Annotated in this window: 15 protein-coding genes; 10 read left to right on the top strand and 5 right to left on the bottom strand. The window is 72.2% G+C overall.

Annotated features, from left to right (window positions below; translation table 11 throughout):
- Window positions 1–49: 49 nt before the first annotated feature.
- The 10 genes from AC060L_RS03750 to cydD all read left to right on the top strand — a co-directional run bounded on the left by AC060L_RS03750 (window position 50) and on the right by cydD (window position 14,746).
- Entirely contained in the window at window positions 50–1,732 is a 1,683-nt protein-coding gene (locus tag AC060L_RS03750; RefSeq protein WP_483796942.1) for an efflux RND transporter periplasmic adaptor subunit, read from the top strand.
- Window positions 1,732–2,604, top strand: coding sequence for an ABC transporter ATP-binding protein (locus AC060L_RS03755; protein ID WP_483796943.1), 873 nt, complete (start codon window positions 1,732–1,734; stop codon window positions 2,602–2,604). The genes AC060L_RS03750 and AC060L_RS03755 overlap by 1 nt, the downstream gene beginning before the upstream one ends.
- Window positions 2,601–3,815, top strand: a complete 1,215-nt coding sequence (locus tag AC060L_RS03760) for an ABC transporter permease (RefSeq protein WP_483796944.1) — start codon at window positions 2,601–2,603, stop codon at window positions 3,813–3,815. The genes AC060L_RS03755 and AC060L_RS03760 overlap by 4 nt, the downstream gene beginning before the upstream one ends.
- A 10-nt stretch (window positions 3,816–3,825) precedes the next feature.
- Window positions 3,826–4,701 (top strand): hypothetical protein, encoded by an 876-nt coding sequence (locus AC060L_RS03765; protein ID WP_483796946.1) that lies wholly within the window; start codon window positions 3,826–3,828, stop codon window positions 4,699–4,701.
- 156 nt (window positions 4,702–4,857) lie between these two features.
- A complete protein-coding gene (locus tag AC060L_RS03770; RefSeq protein ID WP_483796947.1) occupies window positions 4,858–5,577 on the top strand; it encodes a VC0807 family protein in 720 nt (239 codons plus the stop codon).
- 326 nt (window positions 5,578–5,903) lie between these two features.
- The gene (locus AC060L_RS03775) at window positions 5,904–6,656 is read left to right on the top strand and encodes a response regulator transcription factor (protein ID WP_483797060.1); all 753 of its coding nucleotides are present in this window, start codon (window positions 5,904–5,906) and stop codon (window positions 6,654–6,656) included.
- Between the two features lie 6 nt (window positions 6,657–6,662).
- The gene (locus AC060L_RS03780; RefSeq protein ID WP_483796948.1) at window positions 6,663–8,297 is read left to right on the top strand and encodes a sensor histidine kinase; all 1,635 of its coding nucleotides are present in this window, start codon (window positions 6,663–6,665) and stop codon (window positions 8,295–8,297) included.
- Between the two features lie 278 nt (window positions 8,298–8,575).
- Window positions 8,576–10,120, top strand: a complete 1,545-nt coding sequence (locus AC060L_RS03785) for a cytochrome ubiquinol oxidase subunit I (protein ID WP_483796949.1) — start codon at window positions 8,576–8,578, stop codon at window positions 10,118–10,120.
- Window positions 10,121–10,139: 19 nt separating this feature from the next.
- Window positions 10,140–11,183, top strand: coding sequence for a cytochrome d ubiquinol oxidase subunit II (cydB, locus tag AC060L_RS03790; protein ID WP_483796951.1), 1,044 nt, complete (start codon window positions 10,140–10,142; stop codon window positions 11,181–11,183).
- Window positions 11,184–11,188: 5 nt separating this feature from the next.
- Window positions 11,189–14,746 (top strand): thiol reductant ABC exporter subunit CydD, encoded by a 3,558-nt coding sequence (gene cydD / locus AC060L_RS03795; RefSeq protein WP_483796953.1) that lies wholly within the window; start codon window positions 11,189–11,191, stop codon window positions 14,744–14,746.
- On the opposite strand, the gene AC060L_RS03800 is transcribed toward cydD, so the two are convergent.
- From AC060L_RS03800 to AC060L_RS03820, 5 genes are all read right to left on the bottom strand, one after another.
- Complete coding sequence (locus tag AC060L_RS03800) at window positions 14,747–15,025, bottom strand: hypothetical protein (RefSeq protein WP_483796954.1); 279 nt, start codon at window positions 15,023–15,025, stop codon at window positions 14,747–14,749.
- 425 nt (window positions 15,026–15,450) lie between these two features.
- Window positions 15,451–16,362 (bottom strand): hypothetical protein, encoded by a 912-nt coding sequence (locus tag AC060L_RS03805; protein WP_483796955.1) that lies wholly within the window; start codon window positions 16,360–16,362, stop codon window positions 15,451–15,453.
- A 251-nt stretch (window positions 16,363–16,613) separates the two neighbouring features.
- Window positions 16,614–17,159 carry an N-acetyltransferase family protein gene (locus tag AC060L_RS03810; protein ID WP_483796956.1) on the bottom strand — a complete coding sequence of 182 codons (546 nt, stop codon included), beginning with the start codon at window positions 17,157–17,159 and terminating at the stop codon, window positions 16,614–16,616.
- A gap of 224 nt (window positions 17,160–17,383) precedes the next feature.
- The gene (locus AC060L_RS03815) at window positions 17,384–17,788 is read right to left on the bottom strand and encodes a hypothetical protein (protein ID WP_483796957.1); all 405 of its coding nucleotides are present in this window, start codon (window positions 17,786–17,788) and stop codon (window positions 17,384–17,386) included.
- Window positions 17,769–18,014, bottom strand: a complete 246-nt coding sequence (locus tag AC060L_RS03820) for a hypothetical protein (protein ID WP_483796958.1) — start codon at window positions 18,012–18,014, stop codon at window positions 17,769–17,771. The genes AC060L_RS03815 and AC060L_RS03820 overlap by 20 nt, the downstream gene beginning before the upstream one ends.
- Window positions 18,015–18,104: the final 90 nt, after the last annotated feature.

The following is an 18,104-nucleotide window of genomic DNA, read 5'->3' on the forward strand; positions in this document are numbered from 1 at the left end:
GGTCCTCCCGCGACGGCGTGGCGCCGTCCTCGTCAACACAGTGCTCGGTGTGGCCCTCCTCGCTGGGGGCGCGCTGGCGTACAACACGGTGAACAGCACCAGCAGCGCCGCCGCCGGGAAGCCGACGGCACGTACCGCGACCGTGACCAAGGGAACGGTCCTGGCCACGGTGTCCGGATCCGGTGCCCTCTCCTCGCCCACCGACGCGGGGGAGGACTTCGTGACCGGTGGCAGGCTGACCTCGCTCAAGGTGAACGTCGGCGACCAGGTGACCGCGGGCGAGGTGCTGGCCACCGTCGACACCACCGCCGCCCAGCAGGCGGTGACCGCCGCGAACGGCGCCGTGGCCGAGGCCCAGGCCGGGTTGACCACCGCCCAGGCGAACCTCACCAAGGCCCAGGCCGGGACCACGACGACGACCACCGTCCCGGTGGGGAGCACCGCCGCCGCTGCGGTGGACGCGTCCTGGACCAGCCCGAAGCCTTCGGCGAGCGGCTCCGCGAGCGCCCCCGCCGGCCCGTCGGCCGGCCCGTCGCCCTCGGCATCGTCCGCGGCGCCGACCAGCGCGGCCCCGGCCCCCGGTGGCAATGGCGGCGGCAATGGCGGTGGCAATGGCGGTAGCGGTGGCAGCGGCGGTTCGGGCGGCAACGGCGGCTCGAGCAGCGGCAGCGGCGGCAGCAACAACAACGGCGGCAGCGGCAGTAACAGCAACACCGGTAGCAACACCAACAGCGGTAGCAACAACAGCAACAACAGCGGGAACAGCAACAACGGCGGTGGCGACTCCAGCAGCCGCAACAACACCCCCGCCCCGCAGATGACCACCATCACCACCACCAAGGTGGACCCGGCCGCGGTCGCCCAGGCCGAGCAGCAGGTCACGCAGGCGCAGCAGCAGCTCGACACCGCGCAGACCAACCTCACCAACGCGCAGACCGCGCTGACCGGCACCACGCTGACCGCCTCCGAGGCCGGCACCGTCGCCTCGATCAGCAACAAGGTCGGCGACACCGTGGCGGGCACCGGCGCCGGCGTCGGCAGCGGCTCCTCCGGTGGCGGCGCGAGCAGCTCGGGCAGCAGCTCCGGCAAGACCAGCGCCTCCTCCGCCTCCGCCGAGCCGTCCGGCTTCATCGTGCTGACCAACCCGACCGGCATGCAGGTCACCGCGACCTTCTCCGAGCTCGACTCGCTGAAGCTGAAGAAGGGCGAGGCGGCGTCCGTCACGCTCAACGCGCAGTCCGACACGAAGCTGAACGCGACCGTGCTCTCGGTCAGTTCGCTCCCGGTCGCGTCCAGTGGCGGCACCAGCAGCGCGGTCCAGTACTCCGCGATCCTGAACATCCTCGGTGACACCAGCCAGCTGCGCACTGGCCTGAGCGCGACCATCTCGGTGGTCACCGGCGAGGCCGACAACGCGCTCTCGGTCGCCTCCTCGGCGCTGGCCGGCACCGGCTCGACCCGCACCGCGACCGTCGTGAAGCCGGACGGCACCACCAGCCGGGTCAGCGTCCAGGTCGGCGTCGTCGGCGACACCACCGTGCAGGTGACCTCCGGTCTGAACGAGGGCGACAAGGTCGTGATCGCCTCGACCACCGCGGGCGGCAGCAACGGCTTCCCGAGCGGCGCCTTCCCCGGCCTCGGCGGCGGCGCGGGCGGTTTCGGCGGCGGTGCCGGTGGCGGCGGCGGTCGCGCCGGTGGCGGCGGCGGTGGCGGCACCCGGGGCGGCAACTGATGGGCCGTCGGTCGCGGGCGCGCGGTGACAGCGCGCCCGCCGAACCCACGGGCCCGCAGACGGCTCCGCCCGTCATCCAGGTCCGCAGCCTGACCAAGTCGTACGGCCACGGCGACGCGACCGTGCACGCGCTGCGCGGCGAGTCCGACCCGCACTCCGGTGCGCCGCTCGGTGTCGATCTGGACATCGAGCAGGGCGACTTCGTCGCGGTGATGGGCAGCTCCGGCTCCGGCAAGTCCACCCTGATGAACATCCTGGGCTGCCTGGACGTGCCGACCGCGGGGCGCTACCTGCTGGACGGCATCGACGTCGGCCACCTGGACGAGGGCCAGCTGTCGCTGGTCCGCAACCGCAAGATCGGCTTCATCTTCCAGTCCTTCAACCTGGTGCCGCGCACCACGGCGCTGGCCCAGGTGGAACTGCCGCTCGCCTACGCGGGTGTGCGGGCCGCCGAGCGGCGCAAGCGCGCGATGGCCGCGCTCGCGCTGGTCGGCCTCGCGGAGCGGACCGACCACAAGCCGAACGAGCTCTCCGGCGGTCAGCAGCAGCGTGTCGCGGTGGCCCGCGCGCTGGTCACCGCACCGGCGATGCTGCTGGCCGACGAGCCGACCGGCAACCTGGACACCCGCTCCACCGAAGAGGTACTGACGATCATCGACGGACTGAACTCGACCGGACGCACGGTCGTGCTGATCACCCACGAGGACGAGGTGGCCGCGCACGCCAAGCGGGTACTGCGGCTGGTGGACGGCAAGATCATCTCCGACATCCGGCAGGGGCCGGTCGTCGGCCCGCCGCCGGTGCTCGCCGCGCAGCTGCGGCAGCGCGGCAGCGCGCAGCCGAACGCGCAGTTGATCGGAGGCCGGCCGTGATCCTCTTCCAGATGCTGCGCTTCGCGCTCGCCGGTCTGGCCGCCAACAAGGTGCGCTCCGCGCTCACCATGCTCGGCGTGCTGATCGGTGTCGCCTCGGTCATCCTGCTGCTGGCGGTCGGCAACGGCTCCTCGGCGGCGGTGAAGAACTCGATCACCTCGCTCGGCACCAACTCGCTCACCGTCTCCTCCGGCTCCTCCTTCGGCGGCTCGCGCAACGCGGGCAGCACCAAGAAGCTCACGGTGGACGACGCGAAGGCGCTCGCCGACCAGAGCGTCGCGCCCGACATCAAGTCGGTCGCCCCGGTCGTCACGGCCAGCGGCAGCGCGGTGTACGGGGACATCTCGTACACCCCCGGCTCGATCGTCGGCACCTACCCGGCGTACTTCGAGACGGCGAACGACAAGGTCGCCCAGGGTGACTACTTCACCAACGACGACGTGCTGAACTCCAGCAAGGTCTGCGTGCTCGGCTCCACCACCGCCAAGCAGCTGTTCGACACCGACAACCCGGTCGGCAAGAGCATCAGCATCGGCGGCACGCCGTTCACCGTGATCGGGGTGCTGACGACCAAGGGCGGCAGCACCGGTTTCACCGACCCGGACGACGTCGTGATCGCGCCGCTGCCGACCGTGCAGAACGCCTTCACCGGCTTCGGCTCGGTCAGCCAGATCCTGGTCCAGGCCACCTCGGCCGACACCACGACGGCCGCGCAGAGCGAGATCACCCAGGTGCTGATGGGGACGCACCAGATCACCGACCCGACCAAGCTCGACTTCCGGGTGAGCAACCAGGCCTCGCTGCTCACCGCGCGGGAGAGCACCAGCAAGACGTTCACCGTGCTGCTCGGCGCGGTGGCCGCGATCTCGCTGCTGGTCGGCGGCATCGGCATCACGAACATCATGCTGGTCACGGTGACCGAGCGGACCAGGGAGATCGGCATCCGCAAGGCGCTCGGTGCGCCGAAGGCGGTGATCCTCGGGCAGTTCCTCACCGAGTCCACGCTGCTCTCGGTGCTCGGCGCCGGGCTCGGAGTGGCGGTCGGCATCATCGGCTCGCACTTCAGCGTGGTCGGGATCAAGCCGGTGGTGATCCCCTCCTCGGTGCTCGGGGCGTTCGGGATCGCCGTGGCGATCGGTCTCTTCTTCGGCAGCTACCCGGCCAACCGGGCCGCCTCGCTGCGTCCGATCGACGCGCTGCGGCACGAGTAGGGACGGACCGATGAGCAGCACGCACAGGCGGATCAGCCTCGGCAAGCCGACGAGCACTGGTATGACGACGGGTCAGCTGACCCCAGACGAGCGGGAGCAGGCAGAGCCCATGCCGACCAACAACAGCGACCTGTTCCGGGCCGACGACACGGTCCGGCTGCCGGCGGTGCCGGGGGAGCCCGGCCCGGTGGCGGTGCAGCCGGCGAGCCCCGGAGTGCTCTCCGGCGACGCCGCCGCCCATGTCGAGCTGCTGTCCACCGCGCCGGACGCCCGCGACGTCACCGCGGAGCTGGCGGCCCCGCCGCGGCGCAAGCTGCCCTGGCTGACCCTGCTGCTGGCCGGTGGCGTGATCGCGGCGGCCGCGTTCACCGGCGGTGCCTGGTACCAGAAGAACGACGGTGCGACCCCGGCGAACAGCCGCACCACGGCCGCCGGCGCGCGCGGTGCCGGGCAGGCCGGGGCGGCGGGCGGCAGCTCCCGCCGCGGTGGCGCCGGCGGCGGTGCGGCCGGTGGCGCGGGCGGCGGGCAGGGCGGTGCGGCGGGCTTCACCCGCGGCACGGTCAAGCTGGTCGACGGCACCACCGTCTACCTGACGGACGCCAGCGGCAACATCGTGAAGGTCACCACCGGCGGCACCACCAAGGTGCAGACCACCCAGGACGGCAAGGTCAGCGACCTGCAGCCGGGCCAGAGCGTGACCGTGGTCGGCACGCCGGACGGCTCCGGCGGCTACTCGGCGTCGCAGCTGACCGAGGGCGGCGCGCTCGGCGGCTTCGGCGGCGGGGGTGGCGGCTTCGGTGGTGGCGGCGGTGGCTTCGGTGGCGGTGGCGGTGGCGGTGGCGGTGCGGCCGCCGGCGGTGGTGGCGGCGGGACGACCGGCGGCTGACGCTGAGCGAACGGCGTGGGCCCGTCGGTGACGGGCCGTCACGCCGGCCGTGATCGATGCGGCCGCCCCCTGGCTGCCACCGGCCGTGTTCCGCCAGAATGTGCGCGGACCGGCCGCCAGGCCGGTTCACCAGCATCTTTTTATCTCGGGGGAACCATGTCCACTGCCGCACCGATCGCCCCTGCCCGCAAGGGCAAGCAGGCCGCTCTCGGGTGGCTGGTCAGTATCGCGTTCAACGTCGGCGCACCGATCCTGATCTACAACCAGCTGCACGCCAACGGCTTCAACGACTTCACGTCGATCCTGCTCTCCGGCCTCGGCCCGGTGCTGGACATCCTGATCTACGTGGCCTGGCACCGGAAGCTGGACGAGTTCGCGATCTTCTCGCTGATCTTCGTCGTGCTGGGCGCCGTGGCCGCCGGTGTCGGCCCGCACGACGCCCGGATGCTGCTCGCCAAGGACTCCCTGGTCACCGGCCTGTTCGGGGTGGTCTGCCTGGCCACGCTGCTCGCGCCCAAGCCGCTGATGTTCTACTTCGGCCGCAAGTTCGCCACCGACGGCACTCCGGCGCAGACGGCCTGGTTCAACGGCCTCTGGCAGTACGAGCGGTTCCGCCGGGTGCAGCGCAACCTGACCATCGGCTGGGGCGTGGGCTCGCTCGTCGAGGCGGCGGTCCGGATCGTCCTGGTCTACTCGCTGTCGGCCACGACGATGGTCACGGTCAACAACACCCTCCCGTACGTGTTCACCGGCGGGCTGATCTTCTGGACGATCAGGTACGCCAAGCGCTCCCAGGCCAAGGGCCTGGCCGAGCAGGCGGCGGCCGCCGCCGCGGCCGCCGAAGCCGGGCAGTCCACGGTGGCGAACGCCGGCTGAGCCGGGCGGCCGGCGCGGGCGGGGGCGCAGTAGCGGCGGGGGTGCGCAGCCGGAGCAGGGGCACAGTCGGAACGGGCCCGTCCGGATACGTACGACCAACCCGTTCATGCGCTTTTCATCTATCGCGCGTAGCCTCCCGGGACCATCATCAGATGGGACGAATCACCCCGGCCCCGGGAGGCGGACCCGTGACTGCGCCCACCACGACGAGCGCTCCGAGCCTCGCGTCGAACGCCCAGCTCACCTCGCATGCTCCGTACGCGCCGCCCGCGCCGTACGCACCGCCCGCCCCGGCCCAGCCGGGACGCGCGACCGGCGAGGCGTTCCTGCTGGTGGTCGACGACGAGCCGAACATCCGCGAGCTGCTCTCCGCCTCGCTGCGCTTCTCCGGCTTCCGGGTGGAGTCGGCCGCCACCGGTGAGGAGGCGCTGGCCGCGATCTCCGTCGAGCGCCCCGACCTGGTCGTGCTCGACGTGATGCTGCCCGACCTGGACGGCTTCACCGTCGTCGAGCGGCTGCGCGAGCAGACCCGCCGCCAGCAGATCGCCAACCCGGCCGGCCTCGCCGCCCGCCCCGGCCGGCCGCGCCCCGCCGACCACCTGCCGGTGCTCTTCCTGACCGCCAAGGACGGCACCGAGGACAAGGTGCACGGCCTGGCGGCCGGCGCCGACGACTACGTGACCAAGCCGTTCAGCCTGGAGGAGCTGATCGCCCGGATCCGGGCGATCCTGCGCCGGGCCGGCGGCCCCGCCGAGGATGGCCGGCTCACCGTCGCCGACCTGACCCTGGACCCGCTGGCCCACGAGGTCACCCGGGACGGGCGCCCGGTCGCGCTCTCGCCGACCGAGTTCAAGCTGCTGCACTACCTGATGGCGAACGTCGGCCGGGTGGTCTCCAAGGCGCAGATCCTGGACCACGTCTGGGCCTACGACTTCGGCGGCGACCTGAGCATCGTCGAGTCGTACATCTCCTACCTGCGCCGCAAGCTCGACTCCGGCCCCGACCACGGCCCGAAGCTGATCCACACGGTGCGCGGCATCGGCTACGCGCTGCGCCGACCGCCGCAGCAGCAGGACTGACCGAGCGTGCGCGTTCCCGGCCCACTGCGCCGCCGGTTCGGCGGGCTCGGGCGCGTCGTCCGGCCGCTGGCCCGTCCGTTCGCGCCGCTGCTGCGGCGCACCGGGCGGCTCTCGCTGCGCACCCGGCTGCTCGCACTCACCCTCGCGCTGGTCACCACCGGTCTGGTGGTCAGCGACGTGGTGGTGCTCGACACCGTGCGCACCGAGCTGACCGGCCGGATCGACCAGCAGCTGACCCGCTTCGGCGGCCCGCTCGCGCACCGCACCGGCCAGCACCCGAACAACGGCTCCGACAACCGCCCGACGCCCTCCCCGTTCGCCGCCGACCCGCCGCCGACCGCGCCCGGCGGCGACAACGGCAAGCGGGTCCAGTACCTGCCCGGGCTGCCCAGCCTCTACGAGGTCCGGATGCTCGCCGCCGACGGCAGTGTGCGCAAGGTGTACCGCCAGCCGATCGCCGAGTCCGATCCCGGTCCGCTGCTGCCCAAGATGTCCCCCTCGGTGCTGGCCGGGCACCTGGGCAAGCCGTTCTCCGTGCTCGGCGAGCACCACGGCCCGCGCTGGCGGGTGCTGATCCTGCCGATCCAGCGCACCAACGACGTGCCGAACGTGCCGGTCCCGGCCGGCAGCAACTCGTCCTACGTGATGAGCGCCATCTCGCTGTCGGAGGTGGACGCCTCCAGCGAGCAGCTGCAGGACGCCTTCGAGGCGATCGGCGGCATCTCGCTGCTGCTGATCGCGGGCCTGGGCACGTTCGCGGTCCGGGCCGGTCTGCTGCCGCTGCGCCGGATCGAGCGCGGCACCGAGCGGATCGCGGCCGGCGAGCTCTCCTACCGGATGCCGGAGCTCGGCAGCGGCACCGAGGTCGGCCGGCTCTCGCTCGCGCTGAACGGGATGCTCGACCAGATCGAGTCCGCGTTCGCCGCCCGCGCCGAGTCCGAGGCGCGGATGCGCAGCTTCGTCGCGGACGCCTCGCACGAGCTGCGCACCCCGCTGGCCGGCATCCGTGGTTTCGCCGAGCTCTACCGGATGGGCGCGTTCGCTTCCGAGGCGGACGTCAAGCGCACCATGGACCGGATCGAGTCCGAGGCGGTCCGGATGGGCGGCCTGGTCGAGGACCTGCTGACGCTGGCCCGGCTCGACGAGGAGCGCCCGCTCGACCTCGCCCCGATGGACCTGCGCACCCTCGCCGCCGACGCGCTGCACGACCTCACCGCCCTCGACCCGACCCGCGCGGTCTCGCTCACCGGCCCGGGCGGCGCCGGCGCCCCGGGCGCGGCGGCCGTCCTCGGCGACGAGGCCCGGCTGCGCCAGGTCGTCACCAACCTGGTCGGCAACGCCGTCAAGCACACCCCGCGCGGCACCGCCGTGCGGATCGGGGTGGGCGCCACGGCCGACCACTGCGTCCTCGAAGTCGCGGACTCAGGGCCTGGGTTGACGCCGGATCAGGCGGCTCGCGTGTTCGAGCGCTTCTACCGCGTGGACGCCTCGCGCAGCCGCCACGACGGCGGCGGCGCGGGCCTGGGCCTGGCCATCGCCGCCGCCCTGGCCCGCGCCCACGGCGGCACCATCACGCTCGACCCGACCCCGACCCGGGGCGCCACCTTCAAGCTGGCGCTCCCCCGATCGAGCGGCGAGTAGCCCGGCCCGGGCCGAGAAGAAGTAGAGCCTTCCCCGCGCGCCCACTTCTCACGCTTCGCCTTCACGTCTTCTCCGTCACACACCCCCGCCGTGTCCACCCAAACGCGTGTGCGTAATACTGTCCTCGTGCAGCTTGTGAACGTGTTCACGTTCACAAGCTCGCAAGCTTGGCGGGTATTGGTGCGCTTCGCGATGAATGGCACTTTTGTCCGCCATGTCAGGCAGGATCTGGGTGAAAGACACTCAGACCGGACAGACGGCCGCAGGGAGAGGGCGAAGTGGAGCTATCAGTCGCTCACGAGACGATCGCGCGATGGCAGTTCGGGGTCACCACCGTCTACCACTTCCTCTTCGTGCCGCTGACGATCAGTCTGGCCGCGATGGTGGCGGGGCTGGAGACGGCCTGGGTGCGGACGGGCAAGGAGAAGTACTTCCACGCCACCAAGTTCTGGGGAAAGCTCTTCCTGATCAACATCGCCATGGGCGTGGTCACCGGCATCGTGCAGGAGTTCCAGTTCGGGATGAACTGGTCGGACTACTCGCGCTTCGTCGGGGACGTCTTCGGGGCGCCGCTCGCGATGGAGGCGCTGATCGCGTTCTTCTTCGAGTCCACGTTCATCGGGCTGTGGATCTTCGGCTGGGACAAGCTGCCGAAGAAGATCCACTGCGCCTGCATCTGGATGGTCGCGCTCGGCACCGTGCTCTCGGCGTACTTCATCCTGGCGGCCAACTCCTGGATGCAGCACCCGTCCGGCTACACGATCGACCCGGTGACGAAGAAGGCCCAGCTCACCGACATCACCCGGGTGCTGTTCCAGGACACCACGGTCGTCGTGGTCTTCCACACGCTCACCGCCGCGTTCCTGACCGGCGCCGCGTTCATGGTCGGCATCGCCTCGTTCCACCTCTGGAAGGCCAAGCGCCGCCCGGCGGACACCGACCGCCGCAAGGTGGCCGCGATGCGCACCTCGCTGCGGCTCGGCCTGGTGATGGCCGTGGTCGCCGGGCTCGGCACCGCGATCAGCGGTGACACGCTGGCCAAGGTGATGTTCGAGCAGCAGCCGATGAAGATGGCCTCGGCCGAGGCGCTCTGGGAGACGCAGGCGCCGGCGCCGTTCTCGATCTTCGCCGTCGGCAACGTCAACCAGGGCCACAACTCGGTGGAGTTGGAGGTCCCGGGGATACTCTCCTTCCTCGCCAAGAGCGACTTCAGCTCGCCGGTGCCCGGCATCAACGACACCGCCGCCGCCGAGGCGGCCAAGTACGGCGGCAAGCCCAGCGACTACATCCCGAACATCTTCGTCACCTACTGGGGCTTCCGGCTCATGATGGGCTTCGGGATGACCTCCTTCGCGGCCGGCCTGATCGGCCTGTGGACCACCCGCCGGAAGTTCTGGCTCGCCCCTGAGTTCCGCACCGGCGAGGACGAACCCCCGCGCCTGATGCTCACCCGCGACCGCGAGATGAACACGCTGCTGACCAAGTGGAGCTGGCGGATCGGCATCCTGACCATGGGGTTCCCGCTGATCGCCAACAGCTTCGGCTGGATCTTCACCGAGATGGGCCGGCAGCCCTGGGTCGTCTTCGGGCTGATGAAGACCTCGGACGCGGTCTCCCCCAACGTCAGCGTGACCACCCAGGTGATCGCGTTCAGCACCTTCACCGCGCTCTACGCGGTGCTCGCGGTGATCGAGGTCCGGCTGCTCGTCAAGTACGCGAAGGCCGGCCCGGACGTGGACGAGCGCCCGCCCGCCAAGGACCCGACGCTGCGCGGCCCCTCCTCGGACGAGGACGCCGACAAGCCGCTCGCGTTCGCCTACTGAGACCGGGGGAGAAGGACACATGCAACTCCACGACGTCTGGTTCGTCCTGATCGCGGTCCTCTGGATCGGTTACTTCTTCCTGGAGGGCTTCGACTTCGGCATCGGCATCCTGACCAAGCTGCTCGCCCGCGACCGGGCCGAGCGCCGGGTGCTGATCAACACGATCGGCCCGGTCTGGGACGGCAACGAGGTCTGGCTGCTGACCGCGGGCGGCGCGACCTTCGCGGCCTTCCCGGACTGGTACGCCACGCTCTTCAGCGGCTTCTACATCCCGCTGCTGGTGATCCTGGTCTGCCTGATCGTGCGCGGGGTCGCGTTCGAGTACCGGCACAAGCGCTCCGAGGAGCGCTGGCAGCGCAACTGGGAGCAGGCGATCTTCTGGACCTCGCTGCTGCCCGCGTTCCTGTGGGGCGTCGCGTTCGCGAACATCGTGCACGGCGTGGCCATCGACCGGCAGAAGAACTACACCGGCGGCCTCGGGGACCTGCTCAACCCGTACGCGCTGCTCGGCGGCCTGGTCACGCTCGTCCTCTTCACGTTCCACGGTGCGCTCTTCGCCGCGCTCAAGACGGTCGGCGGGATCCGGGAGCGCGCACGGGCGCTGGCGCAGTGGCTCGGCCTGCTGACGGCGGTGCTCGCGCTGGCCTTCCTGAGCTGGACCCAGGCGCACCACGGCGACGGCTGGAGCCTGGCCGCGCTGGTCGTCGCGGTGCTCGCGCTGCTCGGCGCGCTCGCGGCGAACCGGGTGGCGCGCGAGGGCTGGGCGTTCGCGCTCTCCGGGCTGACCATCGTGGCGGCGGTCGGGATGCTCTTCCTGTCGCTCTTCCCGAACGTGATGCCCTCGACGCTCGACCCGGCCTGGAGCCTGACGGTCACCAACGCGGCCTCCTCGCCGTACACGCTGAAGCTGATGACGATCGTCGCGGCGATCTTCACGCCGCTGGTGCTGCTCTACCAGGGGTGGACGTACTGGGTGTTCCGCAAGCGGATCGGCGTCCAGCACATCCCCGGCGCCGGCTCCGGCCCCGCCGCGCCCTCGGCCTCGGCCTCGGTCGAGAGCTGACCGCCATGCGACCCGTTGACCCCCGGCTGCTGAGCCACGCCCGCACCACCCGGGCCTTCCTGGCCGGCTCGGTGCTGCTCGGCGGGATCGGCGCGGTGCTGGTGCTCTGCCAGGCCACGCTGATCGCCGATATCGTGGTCCGCTGCTTCCAGCGCGGGCAGGGCCTGGCCGCGCTGACCACCCCGCTGCTGCTGCTCGCCGCGACGGCGCTCGGCCGGGCGGCGGTGGCCTGGCTGACCGAGCTGACCGCGCACCGCTCGGTGGCCCGGGTGAAGTCGACGCTGCGGCTGCGGCTGCTCGACCACGCGAGCGCGCTCGGCCCGTCGTACCTGGACGGCCGGCGCAGCGGCGAGCTGACCACGCTCGCCACCCGGGGGATCGACGCGCTCGACGACTACTTCGCCCGCTACCTGCCGCAGCTCGCGCTCGCGGTCGTGGTGCCGGTCGTGCTGCTCAGCCGGATCCTCGGCGCCGACTGGGTCTCGGCCGCGATCATCGCGGGCACGCTGCCGCTGATCCCGGTCTTCATGATGCTGATCGGCTGGGCCACCCAGTCCCGGATGGACCGGCAGTGGCGCTCACTGGCCCGGCTCTCGCACCACTTCCTGGACGTGGTCGGCGGGCTGCCGACGCTCAAGGTCTTCGGCCGGGCGAAGGCGCAGGCCGCCGCGATCGCCCGGATCACCGACGAGTACCGGCGGGCCACGCTGCGCACGCTGCGGATCGCCTTCGTCTCCTCGTTCGCGCTGGAGCTGCTGAGCACGCTGTCGGTCGCGCTGGTCGCCGTCTCGATCGGGTTCCGCCTGGTGGACGGCACGCTCGGGCTGGAGACCGGACTGCTGGTGCTGATCCTGGCGCCGGAGGTCTACCTGCCGCTGCGCCAGGTCGGCGCGCTCTACCACTCCAGCGCGGAGGGGCTGGCGGCCGCCGAGGAGGTCTTCGCGGTGCTGGAGACCCCGCTGCCGGCGGCCGGCACGCTGGCCTCCCCCGCGCTCGCCGGCGCGGCGCTGGCCGTCGGCCCGCTGACCGTCACCCACCCGGGCCGCACCGTCCCCGCACTCGACGGCGCCGCGCTCGACCTGGCCCCCGGCAGCACGACCGCACTCACCGGGCCGAGCGGGGCGGGCAAGAGCACGCTGCTCGCGGTGCTGCTCGGCTTCGTCCGCCCGGCGGCCGGGAGCGTGCGGATCACCGCCGCCGACGGGCGTTCGTACGACCTGGCGGAGCTGGATCCGGCGTCCTGGCGGGCCCAGATCGCCTGGGTGCCGCAGCGGCCGCATCTCTTCGCCGGCACGGTCGGCGAGAACGTCCGGCTGGCCAGGGCGGAGGCGAGCGAGGCCGAGGTGCGCGCGGCGCTGGCCGCCGCGCACGCGCTCGACTTCGTGGACCGCCTGCCGCGCGGCCTGGACACCGTGCTCGGCGAGGGCGGCGCGGGGCTGTCGGCCGGGCAGCGGCAGCGACTCGCGCTGGCCCGCGCACTGCTGACCGGCCGTCCGCTGGTGCTGCTGGACGAGCCGACCGCGAACCTGGACGCCGAGAGCGAGGCGGCGGTCGTCGAGGCGGTGCGCGCGCTGGCGGCGGACCCGGCGCGGACGGTGCTGCTGGTCGCGCACCGGCCGGCGCTGCTGGCGGTGGCGGACCGGCGGGTCCGGCTGGGGGTGCCTGCTGCTGCTTCACTTCCCGCGCCCGTGTCCGTGGCCACCCGGGCTGCCGTCCCCGTGGCCGCTCCCGCACTGCCCGCGAGCGCACCCCTCGCACCCCTCACGCCCGGTGGCACCCCGCTGCGCCGGATCGCGCAGCTCTTCCGCACCGCCGAGGCCGGTCGCCCGCGCCGCCGGTTCGCGCTCGCCGTGCTGCTCGGCGGCCTCGCGCTCGGCTGCGCCGTCGCGCTGATGGCGACCTCGGGCTGGCTGATCTCGCGCGCCTCCCAGCACCCGCCGGTGCTCTACCTGCTGATGGCCGTCACCGCCGTGCGCGCCTTCGGCGTCGGCCGCAGCGTGTTCCGCTACGCCGAGCGGCTGGTCTCGCACGACGCCGTGCTGCGCACGCTCGGCAGCCTGCGGGTGACCGTCTACCGGCGCCTGGAGCGCCTCGCGCCCGCCGCGCTGCCCGCGTTCCGGCGCGGTGACCTGCTCTCCCGGCTGGTCGCGGACGTGGACTCGGTGCAGGACTGGTACCTGCGCTGGCGGCTCCCGGCGGCCGTGGCCCTCACCGTCTCGCTCGCGACCTCCGTGCTGCTCGGTCTGCTGCTGCCCGGCGCCGGGATCGCGCTGGCGGTCGGGCTGCTGCTCGCGGGCGTCGCGCTGCCGCTGCTGACCGCTCGGCTGAGCGGCCGGACCGAGCGTCAACAAGCCCCCGCACGCGGTGCGTTGGCCTCGGCGGTGCTCGACACCTGCACCGGCGCGGCCGAGTTGACGGTGGCCGGCGCGCTGCCGGCCCGGCTCGCCGCCGTCCGGGCCGCCGACGCCCGGCTGACCGGGCTCGCCGCGCGCTCCGCCGGCAGCACGGCGCTCGGCGCCGGACTGATGGCGCTGCTCACCGGGTGGACGGTGGTCGGGTGCGCGGCGGTCGGGATCGGCGGGGTCCGGGCGGGGAGCCTGTCGGGGCTCTGCCTGGCGCTCGTCATCCTCACCCCGCTCGCCGCGTTCGAGGCGGTGGCCGGGCTGCCCGGCGCCGTCCAGGTCCGCGAGCGCAGCCGGGCGGCGGCCGAACGGCTCGTCGAGGTGCTCGACACGCCCGAGCCGGTGGTCGAGCCCGAGGCTCCGGTGGCGCTCCCGGCCGACCCGTTCCCGCTCGCGGTGCGCGGACTGCGGGCCCGCTGGCCCGGACAGGAGGCGTACGCGCTGGACGGCGTCGACCTCGACCTCGCGGCCGGGCGCCGGGTGGCCGTGGTCGGCCCGTCCGGATCCGGCAAGACGACGCTCGCGCAGGTGCTGCTGCGGCTGCTCGACCAGGAGGCGGGAGCTGTCATGCTCGCCGCGAGTTGTCCACAGCCTGTGGACAGTCGAACGCTTGACGGCGACGACCTGCGCCGGGCGATCGGCCTCTGCGCCCAGGACGCGCACGTCTTCGACAGCTCGCTGCGTGAGAACCTCCGGCTGGCCCGGCCCGCCGCGAGCGACACCGAGCTGCGCGCGGCGCTCACCGCCGCCCGCCTGCTCGACTGGGTGGACACCCTGCCCGAGGGCCTGGACACCATGGTCGGCGAGCACGGCGCCCGCCTCTCCGGCGGCCAGCGCCAGCGCCTCGCGCTCGCCCGCGCGCTGCTCGCCGACTTCCCGCTGCTGATCCTGGACGAGCCCGCCGAGCACCTCGACCTGCCCACCGCCGACGCGCTGACCGCCGACCTGCTCGCCGCGACCGAGGGCCGCGCGACGCTGCTGATCACCCACCGCCTGGCCGGGCTCGCCGAGGCGGCGGTGGACGAGATCGTGGTGCTCGACGGCGGCCGGGTGGTCGAGCGCGGTGACTGGGCGGAGCTGACGAGCCGTCCGGACGGGCGGCTGCGCGGGCTGTGGCAGCGCGAACTCGCGGCGGACCGACTGGTGGCCGCCGGGGTCTGATCAACGCAGGTGTGACTCCAGGTGCGCGCGGATCCGGGCGCGGTGCATCCAGCCGCGCGCCGCGCCGCCGAACACGGTTCCGAAGCCGGCGCTCACGGCCAGCCCTTTCCAGTCCGGGAATGACCGGTAGGCGGCGGCGGAGGCAACACAGGAAAGCACCATCGCGATGATGTAGGCGTAGCCTCCGGGCGGCTCTATTTCGTCGATCTCCACCGATCGGCCCGGCTCGTTCACGTGTTCTGCCACGTGTTCCGCACCAGGCGCGGCGTCGATTTCCACAGCTCTCGTCACCTCGTCCCCCGGAACCGCTTGTGCACGGCACAGTCCGCTCGGCTCGCGGAGCCGCCGTGGCGCGGTGCCCGCCGGGTGCGCCGGCCGCACGGCCGGGCGCGTTCCGCATGCTGACGGTCCGTCGGGCACGATGGGCCCGCCGAGCTCCGGGTCATGCGGAGCGTGGCAGCGGCGGTGTCGGTGCGCCGAGGCGGTTTGCCGAATCTCTTGGACAGTACGACGGCAAGGCAATCGGGAACTCCCCACAGAAGACCCCCCTGCACCCCCGCCGATCGGCGGGGGAGGCGAGGAGATTCCTTTGCTGCGGTGATTTCCCAAGCCTTCCGCAGCGTCCTGTGAAATCTACCTGATGCCGCCGACGCCGGAACTGGAGACCCCGGTCACGGGCGAACCTCAAATCAGGCTCAAGAAAATCACCGGGCGCATTGCGTTGCCTCCGCGCCGCCTCGCAGGGCCGCGCCACCCTGCATGGCCGCACGGGCTCTGGCCACGCCCACCGCCGTCACCGCAGCGCCGCTGCCCACGGGGACCGCGCGCGTTCGCGAGCCGAGGCCCGCGCAGGAGCGGCAGATGCCTGGCTGCGGCACCGGGTCATGGCACTTGGCGCACTCGGCGGGGGGCGGCGGCGGTGCCGTGTCGGTCCTGACCGGCGGCATCTTGCGCTTCAGGCGGCTGCGCAGCATGCCGACCGGGGAGTGCACGGTCGAGGGCAGGCCGGACAGCAGCGCCTGGGCCAGCTCGCTCGGACTGCAGCCGCGTTCCAGCCACTGGCTGACCAGCGGCGCGAGCGCGAGTGCTTCGTGCTCGCCCAGTCGCAGGCGCGGGTCGGGCCGGACGGCCCGGAACAGCGTCAGCGCCGCCGCCCGCAGCTGCTCGCTCGGCTCCGGCCGCTCGCGCTGTCCGCTCCGCTTCGCCGGCTCGCCGGGAGGGAGGGTGGGTTCTTGTTCCCGTTCCTTTACTACCAGGGCGTCAGGCCGATCGGCTTCTGGCTCACCGGCTCCCGAAAAGGCGGCAGTCGGTGCCGCCCCGGGCAGCTGCGGCGTGTCGAAGACGTACGCCTCACTGCGGATCGTCCCGTCGGGCAGCCGCCGCTTCACGACCCGGTAGTACCCGGCGGCCGTCAGTTCCTTGAGCGCCCGGGCGACCGCCGTGCGCCCCTGCGGACTGGTGTCGGCCATGTGCCGGCCGTCCTCGCGCCGGCCGTCCGTGCGGGAGAGCAGATCGCCCAACAGGCCGCGCGCGGTGAAGCTCAGGCGACGGTCCTGGAGGAGGTAGTTGGGAAGCACCGTAAAAGAGCGCACATGGGCGCTACGCTGGACGTGCATGGGAGAACGCTGCTCCTAGGCCAGACCCCGGGGTGTTGGTAGCACCGCCGGGGTCAACTCTGTTCGAATTCGCTTGGGCTACGTGACGTAGCAAGCGAACTGTCGCACGTGCCGAGGACGTTGCCGCGCGAGATTGCTCCGGCGTTCACCATTACGTGTGAAGCTCGCGCAAAGTCGCCTCTAACCCACTGATCAGGGCGGACAATCCGGCCTCGCCGGCCTCGGTTCTCGAAGTACCCGGGTTCACCGCACTAGCCGAGGACGAGTTCGTGCTCGACGGACGACTCGTCGCCCGGGACCGGGACGAAGTGGCCGCTGCGGGTGAAGCCGATCTTCCGGTAGAAGGCCTCGGCCCGCTCGTTGTCCTGGTGCACGAAGAGGCGGATGCGGGAGACCTTGGGCTCGTCGAGCTCGTGCGCGAAGGCGGTCGCCGCGTCGAACAGGGCGCGGGCCAGGCCGGTGCCGCGCTGCTCCGGGCGGACGAACACACCGACCAGGTGCGCCTGGTCGACGTCGATCGGCTTGCCGAAGAGGTCCTCGCGGCCGGCCCGCTCGATCAACACCGTCACCGAGCCGTCCCAGCCGCCATCCGGCCGCTCGGCGACGAACTGCCGGCTGACCATCTCGCCGCGGGAGCCGGCCGCGCGATCCTGCCAGAACTCGTCGGGCCTGGCGGCGGCCTTCTCGTACGTGTCCAGGAAGGCGACTCCCGCCGCCGGATCCCGCAGCGCGTCCAGGCGCAGTTCCTTGACCTGCTGCCAGTCCTCGACAGTCACGGCTCGAATCACGTGGTTCATGCGCCGATCTTCGATGCGCGCGGAGACCAGGGGCAAGCGGATTTCGGGCATTGGAGGGCGGGGCCTCAACGGGCGCGGTTCCGGGTGAAGCCGGTGCGGGTGACCAAGGCGATCAACTCTGGCCCGAAACAGGGCTAGTTGACCGACTGCTGGTGCCCCCGCGATGCCGGGGGCACCAGCAGTCCGGCCAGCGGTCGATCAGCCGGCTCGCAAAGAAGCCGGGCTCACCGTGGACCGTCCGCTTGCGGGTCAGCGGGATCCGCTTGCCGGTCTCGGTGATCCGGTACGTCCGCAGGGTCATCCTGCTGGCTTCGTTGCTCATGGTTCAGTTCCTTGCGCACAGGGGGCAGCTCGGCCAGTCCAGTGGGCACGAGCTCGCCGGGGATGATCCACCCGGCACAGCGGGCATGGGCATTGAGACACGCGGTGAGCGCGCGGACGGTACGGATGTCGCAGCCACCGAGCTCGATGTGAACTCCGTAGGGAGTGAGAGTGATCCGGCCCGCCGTGAGCGCCGGAAACGGAGGAATCCCACCAAGCGCCAGCGCAGCGGCCAACTCCTCGACGGCTTCTTGAGCCTCGGCGCGCAGCGCGCGCTCGTCAGGGGGATCAATTGGGCTGCTGGTCACGGAACTTCACCCCGGCACGGAGCACATCGACGAGCTTGCCGATCACGTCGGGCCGGGCCGCGCCGAGGTCGATCAGGAAGACCCCGGTGCGCTGCCCGGAGGCCCAATCGACTCCGGTACTAGGCAGGTTGATCCGGGAGAGGTGGAGTACGGCGGTCAGGTCGTCGTAGACGCTGGCGGCGTCCTCGCGGGCATCGGAGATCTGGCGGGAGAGGGGAGAAGGCATGAGGGTCCCTGGGGTGTAGGGCCGTTCGCCGAGGTAGATCGGCGACGATGACTACAGCATCGACCCAGCGCATGACAGCTGAAAGGCCGT

The organism is Kitasatospora sp. NEAU-69 (genome assembly GCF_057158765.1).

What these genes read in the sequence shown, in the direction of transcription:
- cydD (WP_483796953.1), top strand. Translation starts at nt 11,189, where the DNA reads ATGCGACCCGTTGACCCCCGGCTGCTGAGCCACGCCCGCACCACCCGG.
- AC060L_RS03755 (WP_483796943.1), top strand. Translation starts at nt 1,732, where the DNA reads ATGGGCCGTCGGTCGCGGGCGCGCGGTGACAGCGCGCCCGCCGAACCC.
- cydB (WP_483796951.1), top strand. Translation starts at nt 10,140, where the DNA reads ATGCAACTCCACGACGTCTGGTTCGTCCTGATCGCGGTCCTCTGGATC.
- AC060L_RS03805 (WP_483796955.1), bottom strand. Translation starts at nt 16,362, where the DNA reads ATGCACGTCCAGCGTAGCGCCCATGTGCGCTCTTTTACGGTGCTTCCC.
- AC060L_RS03770 (WP_483796947.1), top strand. Translation starts at nt 4,858, where the DNA reads ATGTCCACTGCCGCACCGATCGCCCCTGCCCGCAAGGGCAAGCAGGCC.
- AC060L_RS03820 (WP_483796958.1), bottom strand. Translation starts at nt 18,014, where the DNA reads ATGCCTTCTCCCCTCTCCCGCCAGATCTCCGATGCCCGCGAGGACGCC.
- AC060L_RS03765 (WP_483796946.1), top strand. Translation starts at nt 3,826, where the DNA reads ATGAGCAGCACGCACAGGCGGATCAGCCTCGGCAAGCCGACGAGCACT.
- AC060L_RS03810 (WP_483796956.1), bottom strand. Translation starts at nt 17,159, where the DNA reads ATGAACCACGTGATTCGAGCCGTGACTGTCGAGGACTGGCAGCAGGTC.